The sequence below is a fragment of the Dellaglioa sp. CoH-56-MRSF-12 genome (assembly GCF_056782075.1).
Window position 1 is genome coordinate 19,691 of the sequence record NZ_JBXAYD010000005.1, and the last position, 16,036, is coordinate 35,726.

Below are 16,036 nucleotides of genomic sequence, written 5' to 3' on the forward strand. Positions count from 1 at the left end.
TAGATGAAATATATTGAAGTCAAAGATCTTACCTTTTATTACGATGAAGAACCTGTTTTACAAGATATTAATTTCCACATTGATTCGGGTGAATTTGTCATTTTAACTGGTGAAAATGGTGCTGCAAAATCAACTTTAATTAGAAATGTACTTGGCCTATTACATCCGGCTAAAGGAACTGCTGAAATTTCTAAAACTAATTTAGATAATAAAAAATTACGTGTCGGATATATCCCACAAGAGATTTCATCATTTAATGCGGGGTTTCCGTCAACAGTATATGAACTAGTAGCATCAGGCCGTTACCAACAAAATCGTTGGTTAAGACGTCTGAATAAAAATGATCATGAACATATAAAAAAAGCACTTGAAACAGTTAATATGTGGAACTTTAAGAATCATAAAATTGGTGAATTATCTGGTGGTCAAAAACAACGTGTTTGTTTAGCCCGTATTTTTGCAGCAGATCCTGATTTATTTATTTTAGATGAACCAACAACAGGGATGGATGAACAATCGCGTCACGATTTCTACGAATTATTACAACATGAAGCCCATACGCATCATAAAGGTATCTTGATGATAACGCATGATCATGAAGATGTTTCAGAATATATTGATCGTCACATTAAATTAGTTAGAAAGGAGGACTCACAATGGAGATGTTTCTCGATGGATTCATGCAACGAGCTTTAATTGCTTCACTTTTAATGGCAGTAATTACGCCGTTATTGGGATTATTCTTAGTTTTAAGAAGGCAATCGCTTTTGGCAGATACATTGTCACACGTTTCGTTAGCAGGGGTCGCGTTAGGATTGTTTGTTAATATTAATCCAACAATTACCACACTGATTGTGGTTTTAATTGCCTCAGTTTTAATTGAATTTTTAAGCAATTTATACCGTACGTATTCAGAAGTTTCAATTGCCATTATGATGTCTGCCGGACTATCAATTGCCTTAGTTTTAATGAGTTTAAATCAAGGTGCCAGTTCAATGAGTGTACAGCAATATTTATTTGGTTCAATTGTGACGATTAGTTCAGCGCAGGTTATCATTTTAGCAATTTTAACTGTATTAATTGTCGTTCTCTTCCTACTATTCAAAAAGCCAATGTATGTTTTAACTTTTGACGAAGAGACGGCTTTTGCTGAAGGGTTACCGGTTAGATTGATGTCAATTAGTTTTAACGCAGTTACAGGTGTGACGATTGCTATAATGATGCCAATTGCCGGGGCACTACTCGTTTCTGCAATTATGATTTTACCTGCAGCAATTGCAATGCGATTGGGTCGTAGCTTTAATCTGGTTATTATAATTGGTGTGATAGTTGGTGTAATAGGGATGGTTGGCGGATTAATGTCATCTTACCAATTTAATACACCGCCTGGCGCAACGATTACGCTATTATTCATTACGATTTTCATTATATGCAGTATTATTAAAGTTATATCCGTTAGACTTCAAATTAATAAACAAAAATAAAACCGAATATTAACAATCAACAAGCTACTTTTAAAAATAGCTTGTTTTTTTATTAGAAAATCATTAAAAACCGAACGTTAATAATTATATTTTGGCATTTTACTGTTATTATTCGGTAAAACGGGTTATAATGAAAATCACACTTTGAATACTAGATATGTTTAAAAGAAAGGCCTGATATATATATGAAAACAAGAAGAAGCGATCGATTAATTGATATGACTCGTTATTTGCTAGAAAGACCACATACGTTGGTTTCTTTGACGTATTTCTCAAAACGCTATGAATCAGCTAAATCATCAATCAGTGAAGATCTTGCGATTGTAAAACGTACAGTTAGAGAGCGAGGCACGGGAACGCTAGAAACAATTCCTGGCGCAGCTGGCGGTGCACGTTTTATTCCATCTATTGATGAAGCAGAAGCACGTGAATTTATTGAATCAATGACTGAGGAGTTATCAGAAAAAGATCGGTTATTACCTGGTGGCTATGTCTATCTATCTGATTTACTTGGCCGTCCTGACGTTTTACGTCAAGTAGGACGCTTGATTGCAACAGAGTACTTAGACCAAAAAATTGATGCCGTTATGACAGTTGCAACTAAAGGTGTACCCATCGCACAAAGTGTCTCAACATTTTTGAATGTGCCATTTGTTATTGTGCGTCGCGATTCAAAAATTACCGAGGGTTCAACCGTTAGTGTTAACTATGTATCTGGCTCGAGTGAACGTATTGAAAAAATGGAATTATCAAAGCGTAGTTTAAAACGTGGTGCTAACGTATTAATCGTAGATGATTTCATGAAGGGTGGCGGCACAGTTAACGGAATGAAGAGTTTAATCGAAGAGTTTGAAGCAAACTTAGTCGGTATTTCCGTTTTCGCTGAGGGCGCCTTTAGTGGTGACCGAATTGTTGATGATTATAGTTCATTGTTAAAAGTTGATGAAATTAATCATACAGACAAAACCATTCATGTTAGTGAAGGAAATTATTTAACAAAAACATTTAAAAAATAAAAAGTTAATAGATAATTTATATGAAAACTTAATGTTAAATTTAACATTAAGTTTTTTTTAGAAAATTCCAATAATAATTTAAAATCAAGTGTTTTTTAATTTCGAATAAAGTAAGCATATTTATTCGAAATCTTGCAACGCATACGGGTTTAAGCTATTATTAAGGTAGAATATTAGAATATAATTGGAGGAGACTATCTAATGACAGTTGCTAAATATGCCATTATTCTTGCTGCCGGTAAAGGTACAAGAATGAAATCTAAACTATATAAAGTGTTACATCCGATTGCTGGGCGTCCAATGGTTGACCACGTTTTATCGGAAATTGAAGCAAATAATATGGATGAAGTTGTTACTATTGTGGGACATGGTGCTGAGCAGGTTGAAGAAACGTTAGGCAATCGCTCAGAATATGTTCTTCAAGCAGAACAATTGGGAACTGGTCATGCTGTCCTTCAAGCAGAAAAAATCTTAAAAGATAAAGAGGGTATGACCATTATTGCTAATGGTGATACACCGTTACTTACTGCCAAAACATTTGGTGAATTATTTGAATATCATAAAGAAAAAGGTGCTGCTGCAACTGTTCTAACAGCACAAGCAGAAGATCCAACGGGTTACGGTCGAATTATTCGTAATGATATTGGGATTGTTGAAAAAATTGTTGAACAAAAAGATGCCACAATTCAAGAAGCTAATGTTCAAGAAATTAACACAGGTGTGTACTGTTTTGATAATAAAACTTTATTTGAAGCTTTACATGAAGTAACAAATGATAATGCACAAGGTGAATATTACTTAACTGACGTTATGGAAATTCTTAAAAAACAAGGTAAGATAGTCGCAGCTTACCGCATGAAAGATTTCTCTGAATCAATGGGTGTAAATGATCGTGTGGCTTTATCTGCTGCAACTAAAGTTATGCAACGCCGGATTAACGAAAAACATATGCGCAATGGTGTGACTTTAGTTGATCCTGAGACGACTTACATCGAATATAATGTTAAAATTGGTTCAGATACAATTGTAGAACCAGGCGTTTACTTAAAAGGTAATACAGTCATTGGTGAAGATTGTGTCATTGGTGCTCATTCTGAAATTATTGATAGTATTATTCATGATAAGGTAACTGTTACGTCATCATATCTTGAAGATTCTGAAATGGAAACAATGAGTAACATTGGACCATACAGTCACTTACGTCCTCAAGCACATATTGGTGAAGCTGCTCATATCGGTAATTTTGTAGAAATTAAAAATGCAACTATCGGTAAGAGTACTAAAGTTGGTCATTTGACTTATGTCGGGGATGCCACTTTAGGTAAAGATATTAATGTCGGCTGCGGCGTCGTTTTTGTTAATTATGATGGCGTTAATAAACACCATACCAACATTGGTGATCATTCATTTATTGGTAGTGGATCTAATGTAGTTGCACCACTAGAAGTTGGTGATCATGTATTTATCGCTGCCGGATCAACAATTACAGATAATATTGATTCACACGATATGGGTATTGCTCGTGGTCGTCAAGTGAATAAAAAAGGTTATTTTGACAAATTACCAGTAGCTCATGCACCAGAAATTGATTAGTAAGCGAATTCTTATCGGATTTTAACTTGCAATTTACTTGATTAATATTTAAAATTTTAAGTAGGGAAAATTAAATAACTGGAGGCACATATGTCAGAACATTATTTTGATCCAAAGTTGAAAATTTTTGCTTTGAACTCGAATAAACCATTGGCTGAAAAAATTGCTGATGCTGTTGGTGTTAAATTAGGTAAAACCTCTGTAGATCGCTTTAGTGATGGTGAAATCAGAATTAATATTGAAGAAAGTATTCGTGGAGATCATGTTTACATTGTTCAATCAACATCTGCACCCGTCAATGACAATATTATGGAATTATTAATTATGATTGATGCTTTGCGTCGCGCAAGTGCTAAATCAATTAATGTCGTTATTCCTTACTATGGTTATGCTCGTCAAGATCGTAAAGCACGTTCACGGGAACCAATTACAGCAAAATTAGTTGCTGACATGTTAGAAAAAGCTGGTGCAACAAGAATTTTAGCGCTTGATTTGCATGCTGCTCAAATTCAAGGATTCTTTGATATCCCAGTTGATCATTTAATGGGTGCACCTTTATTAGCTGACTACTTCTTAACCGAAGGATTAGATAAAGATTCTGTTGTCGTTTCACCTGATCATGGTGGAGTGACACGTGCTCGTAAATTAGCAGAATTCTTGAAAGCACCTATTGCAATTATTGATAAACGTCGTCCTAAAGCTAACGTTGCTGAAGTGATGAACATTATTGGTACCGTTGAAGGCAAACGTTGTATCTTAATTGATGATATGGTTGATACGGCAGGAACAATTACGCTTGCTGCTCAGGCTTTAATGGATGCCGGTGCAACTGAAGTGTACGCAAGTGCAACTCATCCGGTTTTATCAGGTCCAGCTGTTGAAAGAATTGCAAAATCACCTATTAAGCAATTTATCGTAACAGATTCAATTCAGTTACCTGAAGATAAGAAAATTGATAAATTAGTTCAAATTTCAGTGGGTCAATTAATTGGGGATGCAATCACGAGAATTCATGAAAACAAACCAGTTAGTCCATTATTTAAAAATCGTTTCCATAATGAAAAATAAAGTTAAGAAAGTTAGATAACTAATGTTGTCTAACTTTTTTTGTATCCAAATTTAGGACATAAAAAAACCGTCAGTCCAGGGAGACTGACGGAAAAAGGGAGTAGAGATAATTAATTTCAGGGGAGAAATTAGTTATGAGTTAGATTAATTTATTCGGGGAAATAAATTAAAATTTAAAAGTTATTAATTAAGGTATGAAGTTATAATAACAAGTAGTTGTGAAGAAAATGTGACGTAAAAAGGAAGAAAGTTCTTCTCGTAGTTAGTACGTTAGAGTAGTAAGCAGTCTGTTTACTTGAATATCTTAGGACTTAATAGATCTTACTAAGAATGATAAACAACATTAAAGTGATTTTTTATTAATATTAGCATTAATTTTATATTATATATAAATTATAAAAGTCTTTTTTAACTTGAATATTATTGTTTTGAGTTAATTATTTATATATAATATTAAATGCGTAAGGGAGAATTTTAAGGAGTTTTTATGAAAAAATTAATGTCATTTATTTTAGTTGCAATATGTGTTTTTGGTATAGCAATTTTAAGTTCAGATCGTGTAGAGGCTAACAATCCGAATTATGTTCATCTTGCTAATAGATGGAATGATCCTTGGGACGAAACTTATAGAATTCAAAAGTGGAGTAAAACTGCGTATGAATTAAACATCAAAAAGATATCGGGAAAAATACGTGTGGAAGCTTGGGGACACTCTTATAAGGCTGGTCGTACAGGAAATGTATCTGTTTCTAAAGGAAAAAAATATGTTATTAAATCTAAAGGACAGACAAAATTAACTAATTATTTAGTAGAGTGGTATGGAACAGGAAACAATGCATATATTGTAAATAGTATTCATGCATATGGTAGTGCTGATGGTAATTGGAAACCTGATAGATAAGAAGAAATAATGTGCTCTCTTACGCATTATATTAAAATAAAAGATTGGTGTGAAAAAAATGAATTCTTATTGGCTGTCGCGTATGGCGAAGAAACAATATTTTTATGGCATATTAGTGGGTTTTGCTTTAATAGTAGTTCACGTGTCTATGGATATGTTACCTAATAGGACTTATCTAGATGGTTCTAATTTAACTTTTACTGTGATTACAACATGGATAGGTATAGGTGGTACTGGTAGCGATTTTTCAGCTTTATTTTATTTGTTATTACCTTTATTTTCAGTGATTGGTTTGAATCTAATTGTCTTCGAGGATAAACAAACAGGTTTTATTAAACAATATGTACAAAAAAAGGGAATTATTAATTATTCTATTCATTCATTTAGCTTAAGCTTTATTTCAGGATTTTTGATTGGGATACTACCTTTATTATTGGATTTATTAGTAGCATGGTGTTTATTCCCTAATCAACCATTAGATGCTGTATTAAATAATAATCTGGGACTTGCATCGAATTCAACATATTTTATGAAGGACCTTTTCCAGCAATCATATACGGGGATTTTATTTTATATTTTACTTGCAGGTTTGTTCGCAGGTGTTTTTTCTGTAGTTGCCGCGAGTGTTAGTTTATATGTAAAAACAATTTATAGTGTGGTTAGTTTTAGTTTTTTACTGTGCTTATTTATAAGTGTTTTAGCTGCTGTATTTCCTTTTTATCTTGCTGCACCTTTGTCGCTTCCTATGGTAGGAGGACCCGCGGAGGGCCTACCTCCTTTATCATTTATTATGGGGATTTTGTTTTTGGTTCTCATTGTAGCTTATCTTTTTAATTTTATGGGAGTAAAACGTAATGCGATTATTTAAAATATATTTAAAAACTAAACGGTCTCGTGACTGGGTAATAGATATTCTTACGTTCTGTTTATTAATTATTTTATCTCTTTTTGAATATTATTTATTTTTAGGTAATGAAAAGAATAGTTCCTTTATTGACGTAGTCCAAGGAGGACTACAAAATAGTTTAAATATTGAAAATATAATGATTCTTTTCTTTCCAATATTGATATTATTACCCTTTCAGGGTTCTAAATTTCCAATTATGTATTATATAAGAAAACCTTTTTCTTTTTTGAGAGTACAAGTGAATTACTTTTATGCCATATATATTTGTGCATTTGTTATCTCTGGAATCCTTTTTTTAATTTTAAATAAGGATAATTTAAAATATAATATAAATGGCTATCAGCTAGTTACAATGGTTATTTATTTTATCGCAATGTATGTTTTTTATAATTTAATAGCGTCCTTTTATTGCCTCACAGGAAATAAAATTATATCGTTATTTTTAATTTATGGTTATTATCAATTAGAAATATTTTTGAACGAAAGAGGGATTAGATTGTTTTTTAATCATGGCATAATCAGTCTTGGATATAGTGTTAACACGTTATATTTAATTCAAAATATATTCTTTATACTACTCTTTTTTATTATTTTGGAGGTTTTTCAAAGATGGATTTTATCAAAAAAAGAATACTCTATAAATTGAAGTTTTTCAGTATCTTAGTTTTTAGAAATATTTATTTAACGATTTATTATTCTAAATGGCGTACGGTGCTCATTTTTATTATGCTAACGATGATGATCATATTGTGCAAAAGAGATCAAGTGAGTGGTATGACGAGCTTACTATATGGTGCTTCGTTAGATACTGAGGGAGAATCTTTTCCTTTATTTTGGTTCATCTTTGTGATTTCTCCAGCATTAGCTATTGGAAATTCACAAATGTTACTATGGAAATCAGATTTTAAAATTCTACATAATATTGGATATAAAAATTATTTATTTAGCAATTTATTGATGTTAGGAATTTATAATAGTTTTTTTTATTTTTTGATAGTGATTATAAACGGTTTTGGTATCTCACATTTAGCTTTCTATAGTTATCTATTTATATTTAGTTTCACCTATCTTGTATTGTTATCAACAGCGTCATTTTTATTAGATGATTTTATACTACCCTTAATAGGGAGTTTAGCAGTCATAATATTAGATGTTTATATTTCTCACATATCCATTATAGACGCAACAATGCTCTCTAGATTTAACCCTAATCATAATTCGGTTAACATTATAATTTTATTAACGATTATATTGAGTTGCATCATTATCTCACTTATAAAAATTAAAGATATTGATTTTATTTAAAGAAAGTAGTGTAAAAATGAAAATAATAGAGTTGAAAAACATTTCCAAAAGAATTAAGCAAAAAGATATTTTAGTAGATATCAATTTATCAATTGAAGAAGGAATCGTTTGTGGATTCAGTGGGCCAAATGGTGCTGGGAAATCCATGATATTTAATACGATTATTGGGTTTGTAAAGCCTACTGAAGGTGAAGTTTGGGTTAATGGAAAATATATCAGAGTAGATGAACTTTTTTCAAGCAGCATTGCTTTTTCTATGGATAGTATTGGTATGTTAGAAGATTTTTCAGTTCTTAAAAACTTGGACTTAATTAATCAACTAAATAGTCATAAAATGACTAAGAATGAATTGAACGAAATGGTAACTTATGTTGGACTAGATCCTAATGATAAGCGTGCGATTAAACACTATTCATTAGGAATGAAGAAAAGGGCCTCAATTGCTTGTTGTTTAATCAATGATGCACCTATTTTAATATTAGATGAACCTAGTAATGCACTAGACGATAGTGGAAAAGACTTTTTGCGTCAGTTAATTATCGATCAAAAAGCAGCAGGGAAAACAATCCTTATTTCTAATCATGATAGTGTTTTCTTAAACGAAGTGAGTGATAAAATCATTCACATTTCAGAAGGTAGAGTTATTCTAAAATGAAAAATAAAAATTCGTGGAAACTAAGTCAGAGAGGATTACTTATTTTGGGAGGCATCTGCTTACTAGCAAGCGCTGTATGGTTATGGAATGCTCATGCAGCAGTAACCGAACAATATAAAAACAGTCAAATTAAGAATGTGTTTGTAACATCTAATCATCAAAAAATAGTAAATGAAAAATTTGTATTTACTAAAATCAAGCATCACGTCACTAAAGACTCAGACGAAGCTTACTACAATGACAGTATTGATGTCGATATTGAATCAAAAAAAGATGGTGACTTTCCACTCGGAGGGCTATTTGTTATGAATAGTTCTTATGATGTGACCCAATCTGATATGCTTAATGAAAAAGGTGAATCTGATTCTTCGCTGCATGTCGGGATAAATCATAAGACTTTAAAAGCAATTATTAGAAAAGGCTCTGGTAATCGTTCTTTTAATTTAGTGTTTTTAACTTCGTCCAAACCAGGTACTAATATAAAATATATCTATCAAAGTGATTTTAAGTGAATATCACTAGGTAAATTAAATTAATTTAGACAGTCCCGGCAGGTAATGCTAGGGCTGTTTTTTACTATTCTTAAAGTATTCAAATTCAACATAAAAAACCGTCAGTCCGGGGAGACTGACGGAAAAAGGGAGTAGAGATAATTAATTTCAGGGGAGAAATTAGTTATGAGTTAGATTAATTTATTCGGGGAAATAAATTAAAATTTAAAAGTTATTAATTAAGGTATGAAGTTATCATAACAAGTAGTTGTGAAGAAAATGTGACGTAAAAAGGATAAAATATGATTACTTTTTTTGTGGGGTGAAAGTATAGGATATATAATATTTTAGTAGTTTTTACATAAAGATTTTCTTAGAATAAAGCACTATTTGAGCTGATTATTAAATACAACTTTTCTACTACCCTTTAAAATTGATAAAGTGTATATTAAAAGGTAGTAAATATAGTTTAAGAAAGTGTTGCTATGGTTCTTTTAGCTCAAGAATTGTTAAATTATAACTTATAAGACTGTTTAAGGCTAGCAGAAGGTAAATGAAAATTAAAGATTCATTTGAATTGTTTGTAACCTATCAAGTCTATTCTATAATATTTTGATTGAATAAGGGTTGAATAATTAGTCAATTAATTAAAGGTGAAATAATTTATGGAATTAAGATACTTTATGAAGAGTCTAATTGAATAGGGAGTGATCCATATCCGGTACAAGATTATAATATTATATTAAAAAATTTAGAGAGCCTGACTTTGATTATGCAGGAGAGTTACCCAAAATATCTATGGCTTTTAGTACGTCTAGTACAGTAACTAGTGTTGGGGCAGAACTTGGGGTAACTTTAGTTACTATTTTCATAGTCTTTGTAGGTTCCTTAATAATATAGAAGGAGAAGAATATGATAGAATTTGAGATAAAAGTATTAATATTTTTATTAATTGGTACGCTTGTATTTATGATTTTAAAAATGCGGAAATATAAAAAAGAAATTACCGAACTTAATGATGTGGAAAAGAAGCAACAAGAACAAATAAGTAGATTAGAAGGGAAAAATAATGAATAGTTATGATCTAGTTTATCTTGTTATGCCTTTAGTATTATTTTGTATTTGGATTGCTTTCTACATTTACTTATGTGTATGTTTATATAAATATAAGAAAGCTAGACGAAAAGTAATAATTAGTTCTGCTAAACTTAATGAATTAACAACAAAAAAGATATTAGAACTAGAAAAAAAGTTAAAAAAATAGAATAAAAACTAATTAAAAAGAGAAGTAATCAGAAATCAATCTGGAGACTTCTCTTTTTAATTTATTATAGAGCTAATCGATTCTCAGAATAGTCTTGTGTCTAATCTGAGAATATAACCAATTAGGTTGGGCATTAAACTTAGACTTCAAACGTATATTTAATTAGAGACAGTACTCGTAATGTTAAAAAGGGGGACCAAAATAATCTTAGATTGTTATTTATTACTACAGATTATAACGCTTGAATATTATGATTTTATAGTCGATACACTTTAATTTTAAGGGTATAAAAAAACCGTCAGTCCGGGGAGACTGACGGAAAAAGGGAGTAGAGATAATTAATTTCAGGGGAGAAATTAGTTATGAGTTAAATTAATTTATTCGGGGAAATAAATTAAAATTTAAAAGTTATTAATTAAGGTATGAAGTTATCATAACAAGTAGTTGTGAAGAAAATGTGATGTAAAAAAGATAAAATATAAGTAAAATAAAAAAACTTGATTCCGATTAAAAATCAGAATCAAGTTTTTATTAATTATTATTTAGTCTTCTTTTGCAATTTTTTCTTCAATTTTTTTTGATGCTTCTCGAGGTAAGTCACTATCTCTTTCAGCTAGTAAGTTACGGATATCTTTTAAATATTCTTCTGTAGGTGTTAATGTCGTTTCTGAAGATTCTTCTTCCTTATCATTAGATCTACTTGTTGCATTTCTAAGTGCTGTGATTCCTTTAAGCAACATAAAGATAACAAAGGCTACGATTATAAAGTTAATGACATCGTCTAAAAATTGTCCGATTTTGAAAGTTGTATCACCAATTGTGAGAACGATCCCTGACAAGTCAACTTTACCGACGACAAGTGCAATGATAGGACCAATGATGTTAGTTGTGAAAGACTTAACGATTGTTGTAAATGCACCACCAATAATAACAGCGACTGCCAAATCCATCACATTTCCGCGAGTGATAAAATCTCTAAATTCTTTTAACATGTTTGATGAGTCTCCTTTAATTTGGTTAACTGTATCTTAAAGTATAACGGATTTTATAGGATAAGTGAACTGAAAATTGTGAGTTAATAGGTTTGAATGATATAATCAAAGCACAAATTAAAAGCGAGCGAGGAACTAACTATCATGAAACAGGCTAAAAGGAATGTCACATTTTTATTAAGTGTACTGGCAATCATTACTGCGATTATCTGGATCCGTGTTGGAGGGGATAGTTTTTCTTTATCTAATGTATATTTTTATATTGGCATTATATTAATTCTAGTCGGCATTATATTAATTTTGAGCCAAGCACAACTATTCGCTGGCTGGTTTAAACGACGAGATAAAGGTGAATCTAAAGAAGATTATAATGAACGTAAAATTGATGTTAAAAGTGTAGGAAGTAAAAAAAATCGTCCGCTTAAAATATCACCATTGATGCGTAGTTGTTTTATTGTTGGTGCATTATTGATTTTGATTGCTGTATTAGTGACTATTTAAACTAGGGAGATGATGTCATGAATATTTTTTTGGGTATTATCATCGTTTTGTGTTTTGCTGTAGGAGCATACTTTGTAGATGGTGGATTTGCAGAAAATGCTGGATCATTATATAAACAATTTAAGCAATCAAAGTTATCTTTTAGAGAATTTATGCGATTGTTGTTTAGAAGATAATTCGCCAAAAAAACGGACCTAACTTTGATTATTCAAAGTTAGGTCCGTTTTTAATTTATTTAATCAGCTAATGCATATTTTTGGATTGCTTTAGCAACACCTAACTCAACGTTAGTAGCAGTTACTGCTTGAGCATTATCTTTAACTTCTTGAATGGCGTTACCCATGGCAACACCTAGACCTGCTGCTTGGATCATTGATAAATCATTACCTTGATCACCAAGTGCCATAACCTCGTCTTTGGTGAAACCTAATTTATCAGCCAAGGACATAACGGCATTTCCCTTGCTGGCATTTTTGTTTAGGAGTTCTAAAAAGTAAGGTTCACTTTGAACGTAGTAATAATTATCGGTAATTTTTGCGGGTAATTCCTTAACGACACGTGTAATAACTTCAGGATAATCAATATACATCATTTTCGAAATGACGATATTCTTGTCCATTTCTTCAGGTTTTCGGAAACGAATAGGCATTTGAACTAAGAATGACTCTGCCACAGAATATTCACTGATATCAGCATTAGGTGTATACATTAATGCTTGATCTTCAGCATGAACATGGACGTTTAATTCACGACTTGTTTCTTCGATTATGTTGTAATCATTAATATCTAACGTATGATGAATTAAAACTTCACCAGAGCCTGAAACTTGAACTAAAGCACCGTTAAAAGTAATAACAAAATCATCATCTGATGTTAAACCGAGTTTTTCTAAGTATTTTGTAACGCCTGTTAAAGGACGTCCGGTACAAAGGACAACTTTGATGCCAGCAGCTTTAGCAGCTTTAATAGTAGTAATAGTTTCTGGGGCGATTTCTTTTTTATCATTAACGAGAGTACCGTCAATATCGATTGCGATTAATTTAATTGTCATGTTGTGTATTCTCCTTTGGGTTGATTAAAGTATCATTATTAAGATAAGTTCTAAATTGTGTATAAATGTCAGTGAATAAATCGTTCTCTGATTTTACTAATTCTCTTGGGAAGAAGAAACGACGGTCGCCTGATACTTTACCAGTAATAGAAGCAACGAGGTCACTGACGCTAGATAATTCAACAAGTGAACCATCTTCTTGAGCTAATTCGATTTGGGTGCGCGGCTTATCTTTGGTTGGATCATAGGCATCATAAGGTAAGTCGTAACTGTCATTTTCTGCCGTATAGTAGTCAGGTTGAAAGCCAGCTGATTCAATAAGACGTTCTAGAGTAGGTAATAAATCAACAGTCTCTTCATCAAATTTGATTGATTTAAATGGTTTGCGATCCAGGAAACGGACAGCTAAGTCACTTAAGATATTATCAGTATTTTGACGCCATTCCGTGAAGTAAGTGGTTAAAACACCGTCATCTAATTGTAAATAATCATCTAATGAAAATTCATTTTTAAAAAGTGGAATCAATAATTTTGGTGAATCCTCGGCACTTAAGCGATTATTTTCGTATAGGTATTTAGCCCGATTTAATAAATGACTTAAAATAACTTCCATTGATCTAGAAATAGGATGGAAATAAACTTGGACGTACATTTGGAATCGGCTGACAATATAATCTTCAACGGCATGCATCCCATTGATATCAAATGCAATCCCGCCTTTATAAGGACGCATCACACGTAAAATCCGAGTTAAGTCAAATGTACCATAATTTGTACCAGTGTAGTAAGAATCACGTAATAAGTAATCCATTCGATCAGCGTCTATTTGACTCGAAATCAATTGGACAACTTGTGGATTAGGGTACGTTTTTTGAATAACACTTGCCACTTTTTCTGGGAAATCAGCAGAAACTTTTGCTAAAACTTGATTAATCTCAGTTGATGGATCAGTTAAAATTTGAGCAGTGATAGCTTCGTGGTCCGTTTTGAAAATGTGCTCGAAAGTATGTGAGTATGGACCATGGCCGATATCGTGTAAAAGAGCAGCGCATAACGCCACTAATTTTTCGGAGTCGTCCCATAAACCGTCGCCAGCTTCTTTGCTTGGATAATTTCGTTGGAAATTATCGCAGATTCGACGTGTGATTTCATAAACACCCACGGAATGGGTGAAACGTGAATGTTCCGCTCCATGAAAAGTTAATGAAGTTGTACCGAGCTGTTTAATTCGGCGTAAACGTTGGAATTCTTTAGTATTAATTAAATCTAAAATAACTTGATGTTGCACATAAATGTAATCGTGAATAGGATCACGTAACACTTTTTCTCTAGCAAGTAACGGCGATTGTTCGAGCAATAGAATCCCTCCTCGAAAATTTAGATAGTAAATAAGTTCGTAATACTTCTATTATAACGAACATTCGTAATTTAGTCATGACATAATGATGATTATAGGTAACGACATTCATTTAAATCTAAGTTATAATACAGTGAAACGATAAGGTGAATGGAGGAATTAAGTTGTATGGCAATCACGTTAGATAAACAAATTGCGATCCATTTGGAAACAATTAAAACACAAGAAGGCGAAGTTGAACGCTATGTCATCGAAACAACGGGACAACTCGTTCGTTTAGGCGATGGGATGTATATCAGATATAAAGAAGAAGACGCAGAGTCTGGTAAAAAAAATCCAGTTACCTTTAAATTGCAAGATGATGGTGAAATTCAATTAACTCGAGAAACAGATGATATACGCACAAAATTAATTTTTTTAGCGCAAAAAAAAATTAATGGGGTTTATAAAACAGCGTATGGTCGTATTCCAATTGAAATTGAAACAACGCAATTAAAAAGTCAGTTAAATAGCCAACCAATTTCGGGATCACTTGATATTGATTATCGCTTAACAACAAGCGGTGAATTGTTGGGAGACTATAATATACGATTGCAATTTACGGCATAAAAATGTATGATTAAGAGTAGACTTTTGGAAAGGACGTGTGCTAGTTGGAGCTTAAACAATTCGATGGCCAAAACAAAGACGAGTTATCAATGATCGAGGTTGCTCACGCAATCTTATCGCAACATGGTGACGTCATGGGTTTTGCTGACTTAACTAATGAAATCCAAACATATCTTGGTAAAAATGATTTAGAAGTGAGAGATCGCTTATCACAATTTTACACAGATTTAAATGCTGATGGTAGCTTCATTTCACTTGGAGAGAACTTATGGGGATTACGTTCATGGTATCCCTTCGATTCAATCGATGAAGCTGTTGCTCATGTAGAAGATGAAGACGATGAAGATCGTCCTAAACGTAAAAAACGTAAGAAAGTTAATGCTTTCTTAGCAGATGCCGCTGATGATGATGACGTTATTGATTACAATGATGATGATCCTGAGGACGACGATTTAGATGCAACTTATGAAGATGACGACGAAGATGATGATGAAGATACAGAAATTAAAGGTTATGATAAAGATTTAGATGAAATAGCTGATAGTAATTCTGATGATGAAGAAGAATTACCAGAAGGTATTGAAGATCAATTATCTGAAATATCCGATGAAGATGCAGAAGACGACGAGGAAAATAATTAAAAGGACTTGACGATTTCGTCAAAACCCTGTAATATATTTTTTGGGCGCCTCGCAGGTATTTCTTGCGAGGACAAACGCACGGTTGATACAAGCTCCCTACACTGATTAGATTATTCTACTCGGCTTAGGGGGCTTGTTGTTTTTTATAGACATAATGAACAATAACTATCAGGCCACAAACACAGAATCCCCACAAAAATT

The 16,036-nt window shown here is 32.3% G+C and carries 19 protein-coding genes; 16 read left to right on the forward strand and 3 right to left on the reverse strand.

All coding sequences use genetic code 11. The annotated features are described in order from the left end of the window. Positions 1 to 3: 3 nt before the first annotated feature. The 12 genes from AC1RPY_RS06155 to AC1RPY_RS06210 all read left to right on the forward strand — a co-directional run bounded on the left by AC1RPY_RS06155 (position 4) and on the right by AC1RPY_RS06210 (position 10,497). Entirely contained in the window at positions 4 to 696 is a 693-nt protein-coding gene (locus AC1RPY_RS06155; RefSeq protein ID WP_481761790.1) for a metal ABC transporter ATP-binding protein, read from the forward strand. Next, positions 657 to 1,484, forward strand: coding sequence for a metal ABC transporter permease (locus AC1RPY_RS06160; RefSeq protein ID WP_481761789.1), 828 nt, complete (start codon positions 657 to 659; stop codon positions 1,482 to 1,484). Before AC1RPY_RS06155 ends, AC1RPY_RS06160 begins: the two co-directional genes overlap by 40 nt. Positions 1,485 to 1,669: 185 nt before the next feature. Next, the gene (gene purR / locus AC1RPY_RS06165) at positions 1,670 to 2,500 is read left to right on the forward strand and encodes a pur operon repressor (RefSeq protein WP_409021938.1); all 831 of its coding nucleotides are present in this window, start codon (positions 1,670 to 1,672) and stop codon (positions 2,498 to 2,500) included. A 201-nt stretch (positions 2,501 to 2,701) separates the two neighbouring features. Continuing rightward, complete coding sequence (glmU, locus tag AC1RPY_RS06170) at positions 2,702 to 4,093, forward strand: bifunctional UDP-N-acetylglucosamine diphosphorylase/glucosamine-1-phosphate N-acetyltransferase GlmU (protein ID WP_481761788.1); 1,392 nt, start codon at positions 2,702 to 2,704, stop codon at positions 4,091 to 4,093. A gap of 90 nt (positions 4,094 to 4,183) precedes the next feature. After that, positions 4,184 to 5,161 carry a ribose-phosphate diphosphokinase gene (locus tag AC1RPY_RS06175; protein ID WP_481761787.1) on the forward strand — a complete coding sequence of 326 codons (978 nt, stop codon included), beginning with the start codon at positions 4,184 to 4,186 and terminating at the stop codon, positions 5,159 to 5,161. A gap of 487 nt (positions 5,162 to 5,648) precedes the next feature. After that, entirely contained in the window at positions 5,649 to 6,062 is a 414-nt protein-coding gene (locus AC1RPY_RS06180) for a hypothetical protein (RefSeq protein ID WP_481761786.1), read from the forward strand. 58 nt (positions 6,063 to 6,120) lie between these two features. Beyond that, positions 6,121 to 6,930 carry a hypothetical protein gene (locus tag AC1RPY_RS06185; RefSeq protein WP_481762192.1) on the forward strand — a complete coding sequence of 270 codons (810 nt, stop codon included), beginning with the start codon at positions 6,121 to 6,123 and terminating at the stop codon, positions 6,928 to 6,930. Further along, on the forward strand, positions 6,917 to 7,615 hold the full coding sequence (locus AC1RPY_RS06190) for a hypothetical protein (RefSeq protein WP_481761784.1): 699 nt from the start codon (positions 6,917 to 6,919) through the stop codon (positions 7,613 to 7,615). Before AC1RPY_RS06185 ends, AC1RPY_RS06190 begins: the two co-directional genes overlap by 14 nt. Next, a complete protein-coding gene (locus tag AC1RPY_RS06195; RefSeq protein WP_481761783.1) occupies positions 7,579 to 8,274 on the forward strand; it encodes a hypothetical protein in 696 nt (231 codons plus the stop codon). The genes AC1RPY_RS06190 and AC1RPY_RS06195 overlap by 37 nt, the downstream gene beginning before the upstream one ends. Before the next feature lie 16 nt (positions 8,275 to 8,290). Beyond that, positions 8,291 to 8,929, forward strand: a complete 639-nt coding sequence (locus AC1RPY_RS06200; RefSeq protein WP_481761782.1) for an ATP-binding cassette domain-containing protein — start codon at positions 8,291 to 8,293, stop codon at positions 8,927 to 8,929. Next, positions 8,926 to 9,441: a hypothetical protein gene (locus tag AC1RPY_RS06205; protein ID WP_481761781.1), complete on the forward strand. Its 516-nt coding sequence runs from the start codon at positions 8,926 to 8,928 to the stop codon at positions 9,439 to 9,441. The genes AC1RPY_RS06200 and AC1RPY_RS06205 overlap by 4 nt, the downstream gene beginning before the upstream one ends. An 891-nt stretch (positions 9,442 to 10,332) precedes the next feature. Further along, positions 10,333 to 10,497: a hypothetical protein gene (locus AC1RPY_RS06210; protein WP_481761780.1), complete on the forward strand. Its 165-nt coding sequence runs from the start codon at positions 10,333 to 10,335 to the stop codon at positions 10,495 to 10,497. A gap of 729 nt (positions 10,498 to 11,226) precedes the next feature. Here AC1RPY_RS06210 and mscL read toward each other — a convergent pair. Continuing rightward, entirely contained in the window at positions 11,227 to 11,676 is a 450-nt protein-coding gene (mscL, locus tag AC1RPY_RS06215) for a large conductance mechanosensitive channel protein MscL (RefSeq protein ID WP_409021944.1), read from the reverse strand. 144 nt (positions 11,677 to 11,820) lie between these two features. Here mscL and AC1RPY_RS06220 point away from each other — a divergent pair, with 144 nt between their 5' ends. Then, positions 11,821 to 12,177 carry a DUF3899 domain-containing protein gene (locus AC1RPY_RS06220; protein ID WP_481761779.1) on the forward strand — a complete coding sequence of 119 codons (357 nt, stop codon included), beginning with the start codon at positions 11,821 to 11,823 and terminating at the stop codon, positions 12,175 to 12,177. 17 nt (positions 12,178 to 12,194) lie between these two features. Further along, entirely contained in the window at positions 12,195 to 12,353 is a 159-nt protein-coding gene (locus AC1RPY_RS06225; protein WP_481761778.1) for a hypothetical protein, read from the forward strand. A 59-nt stretch (positions 12,354 to 12,412) separates the two neighbouring features. Here the strand turns inward: AC1RPY_RS06225 and yidA are convergent, their stop codons facing one another. After that, positions 12,413 to 13,228: a sugar-phosphatase gene (gene yidA, locus AC1RPY_RS06230; protein ID WP_409021948.1), complete on the reverse strand. Its 816-nt coding sequence runs from the start codon at positions 13,226 to 13,228 to the stop codon at positions 12,413 to 12,415. Then, positions 13,218 to 14,585: an HD domain-containing protein gene (locus AC1RPY_RS06235; protein ID WP_481761777.1), complete on the reverse strand. Its 1,368-nt coding sequence runs from the start codon at positions 14,583 to 14,585 to the stop codon at positions 13,218 to 13,220. The genes yidA and AC1RPY_RS06235 overlap by 11 nt, the downstream gene beginning before the upstream one ends. 168 nt (positions 14,586 to 14,753) lie before the next feature. Between AC1RPY_RS06235 and AC1RPY_RS06240 the strand changes: the two genes are divergently transcribed. Beyond that, positions 14,754 to 15,194 (forward strand): YwiB family protein, encoded by a 441-nt coding sequence (locus tag AC1RPY_RS06240; RefSeq protein WP_481761776.1) that lies wholly within the window; start codon positions 14,754 to 14,756, stop codon positions 15,192 to 15,194. Positions 15,195 to 15,238: 44 nt separating this feature from the next. After that, positions 15,239 to 15,835 carry a DNA-directed RNA polymerase subunit delta gene (gene rpoE, locus AC1RPY_RS06245; protein WP_481761775.1) on the forward strand — a complete coding sequence of 199 codons (597 nt, stop codon included), beginning with the start codon at positions 15,239 to 15,241 and terminating at the stop codon, positions 15,833 to 15,835. The last annotated feature ends 201 nt before the right edge of the window (positions 15,836 to 16,036 follow it).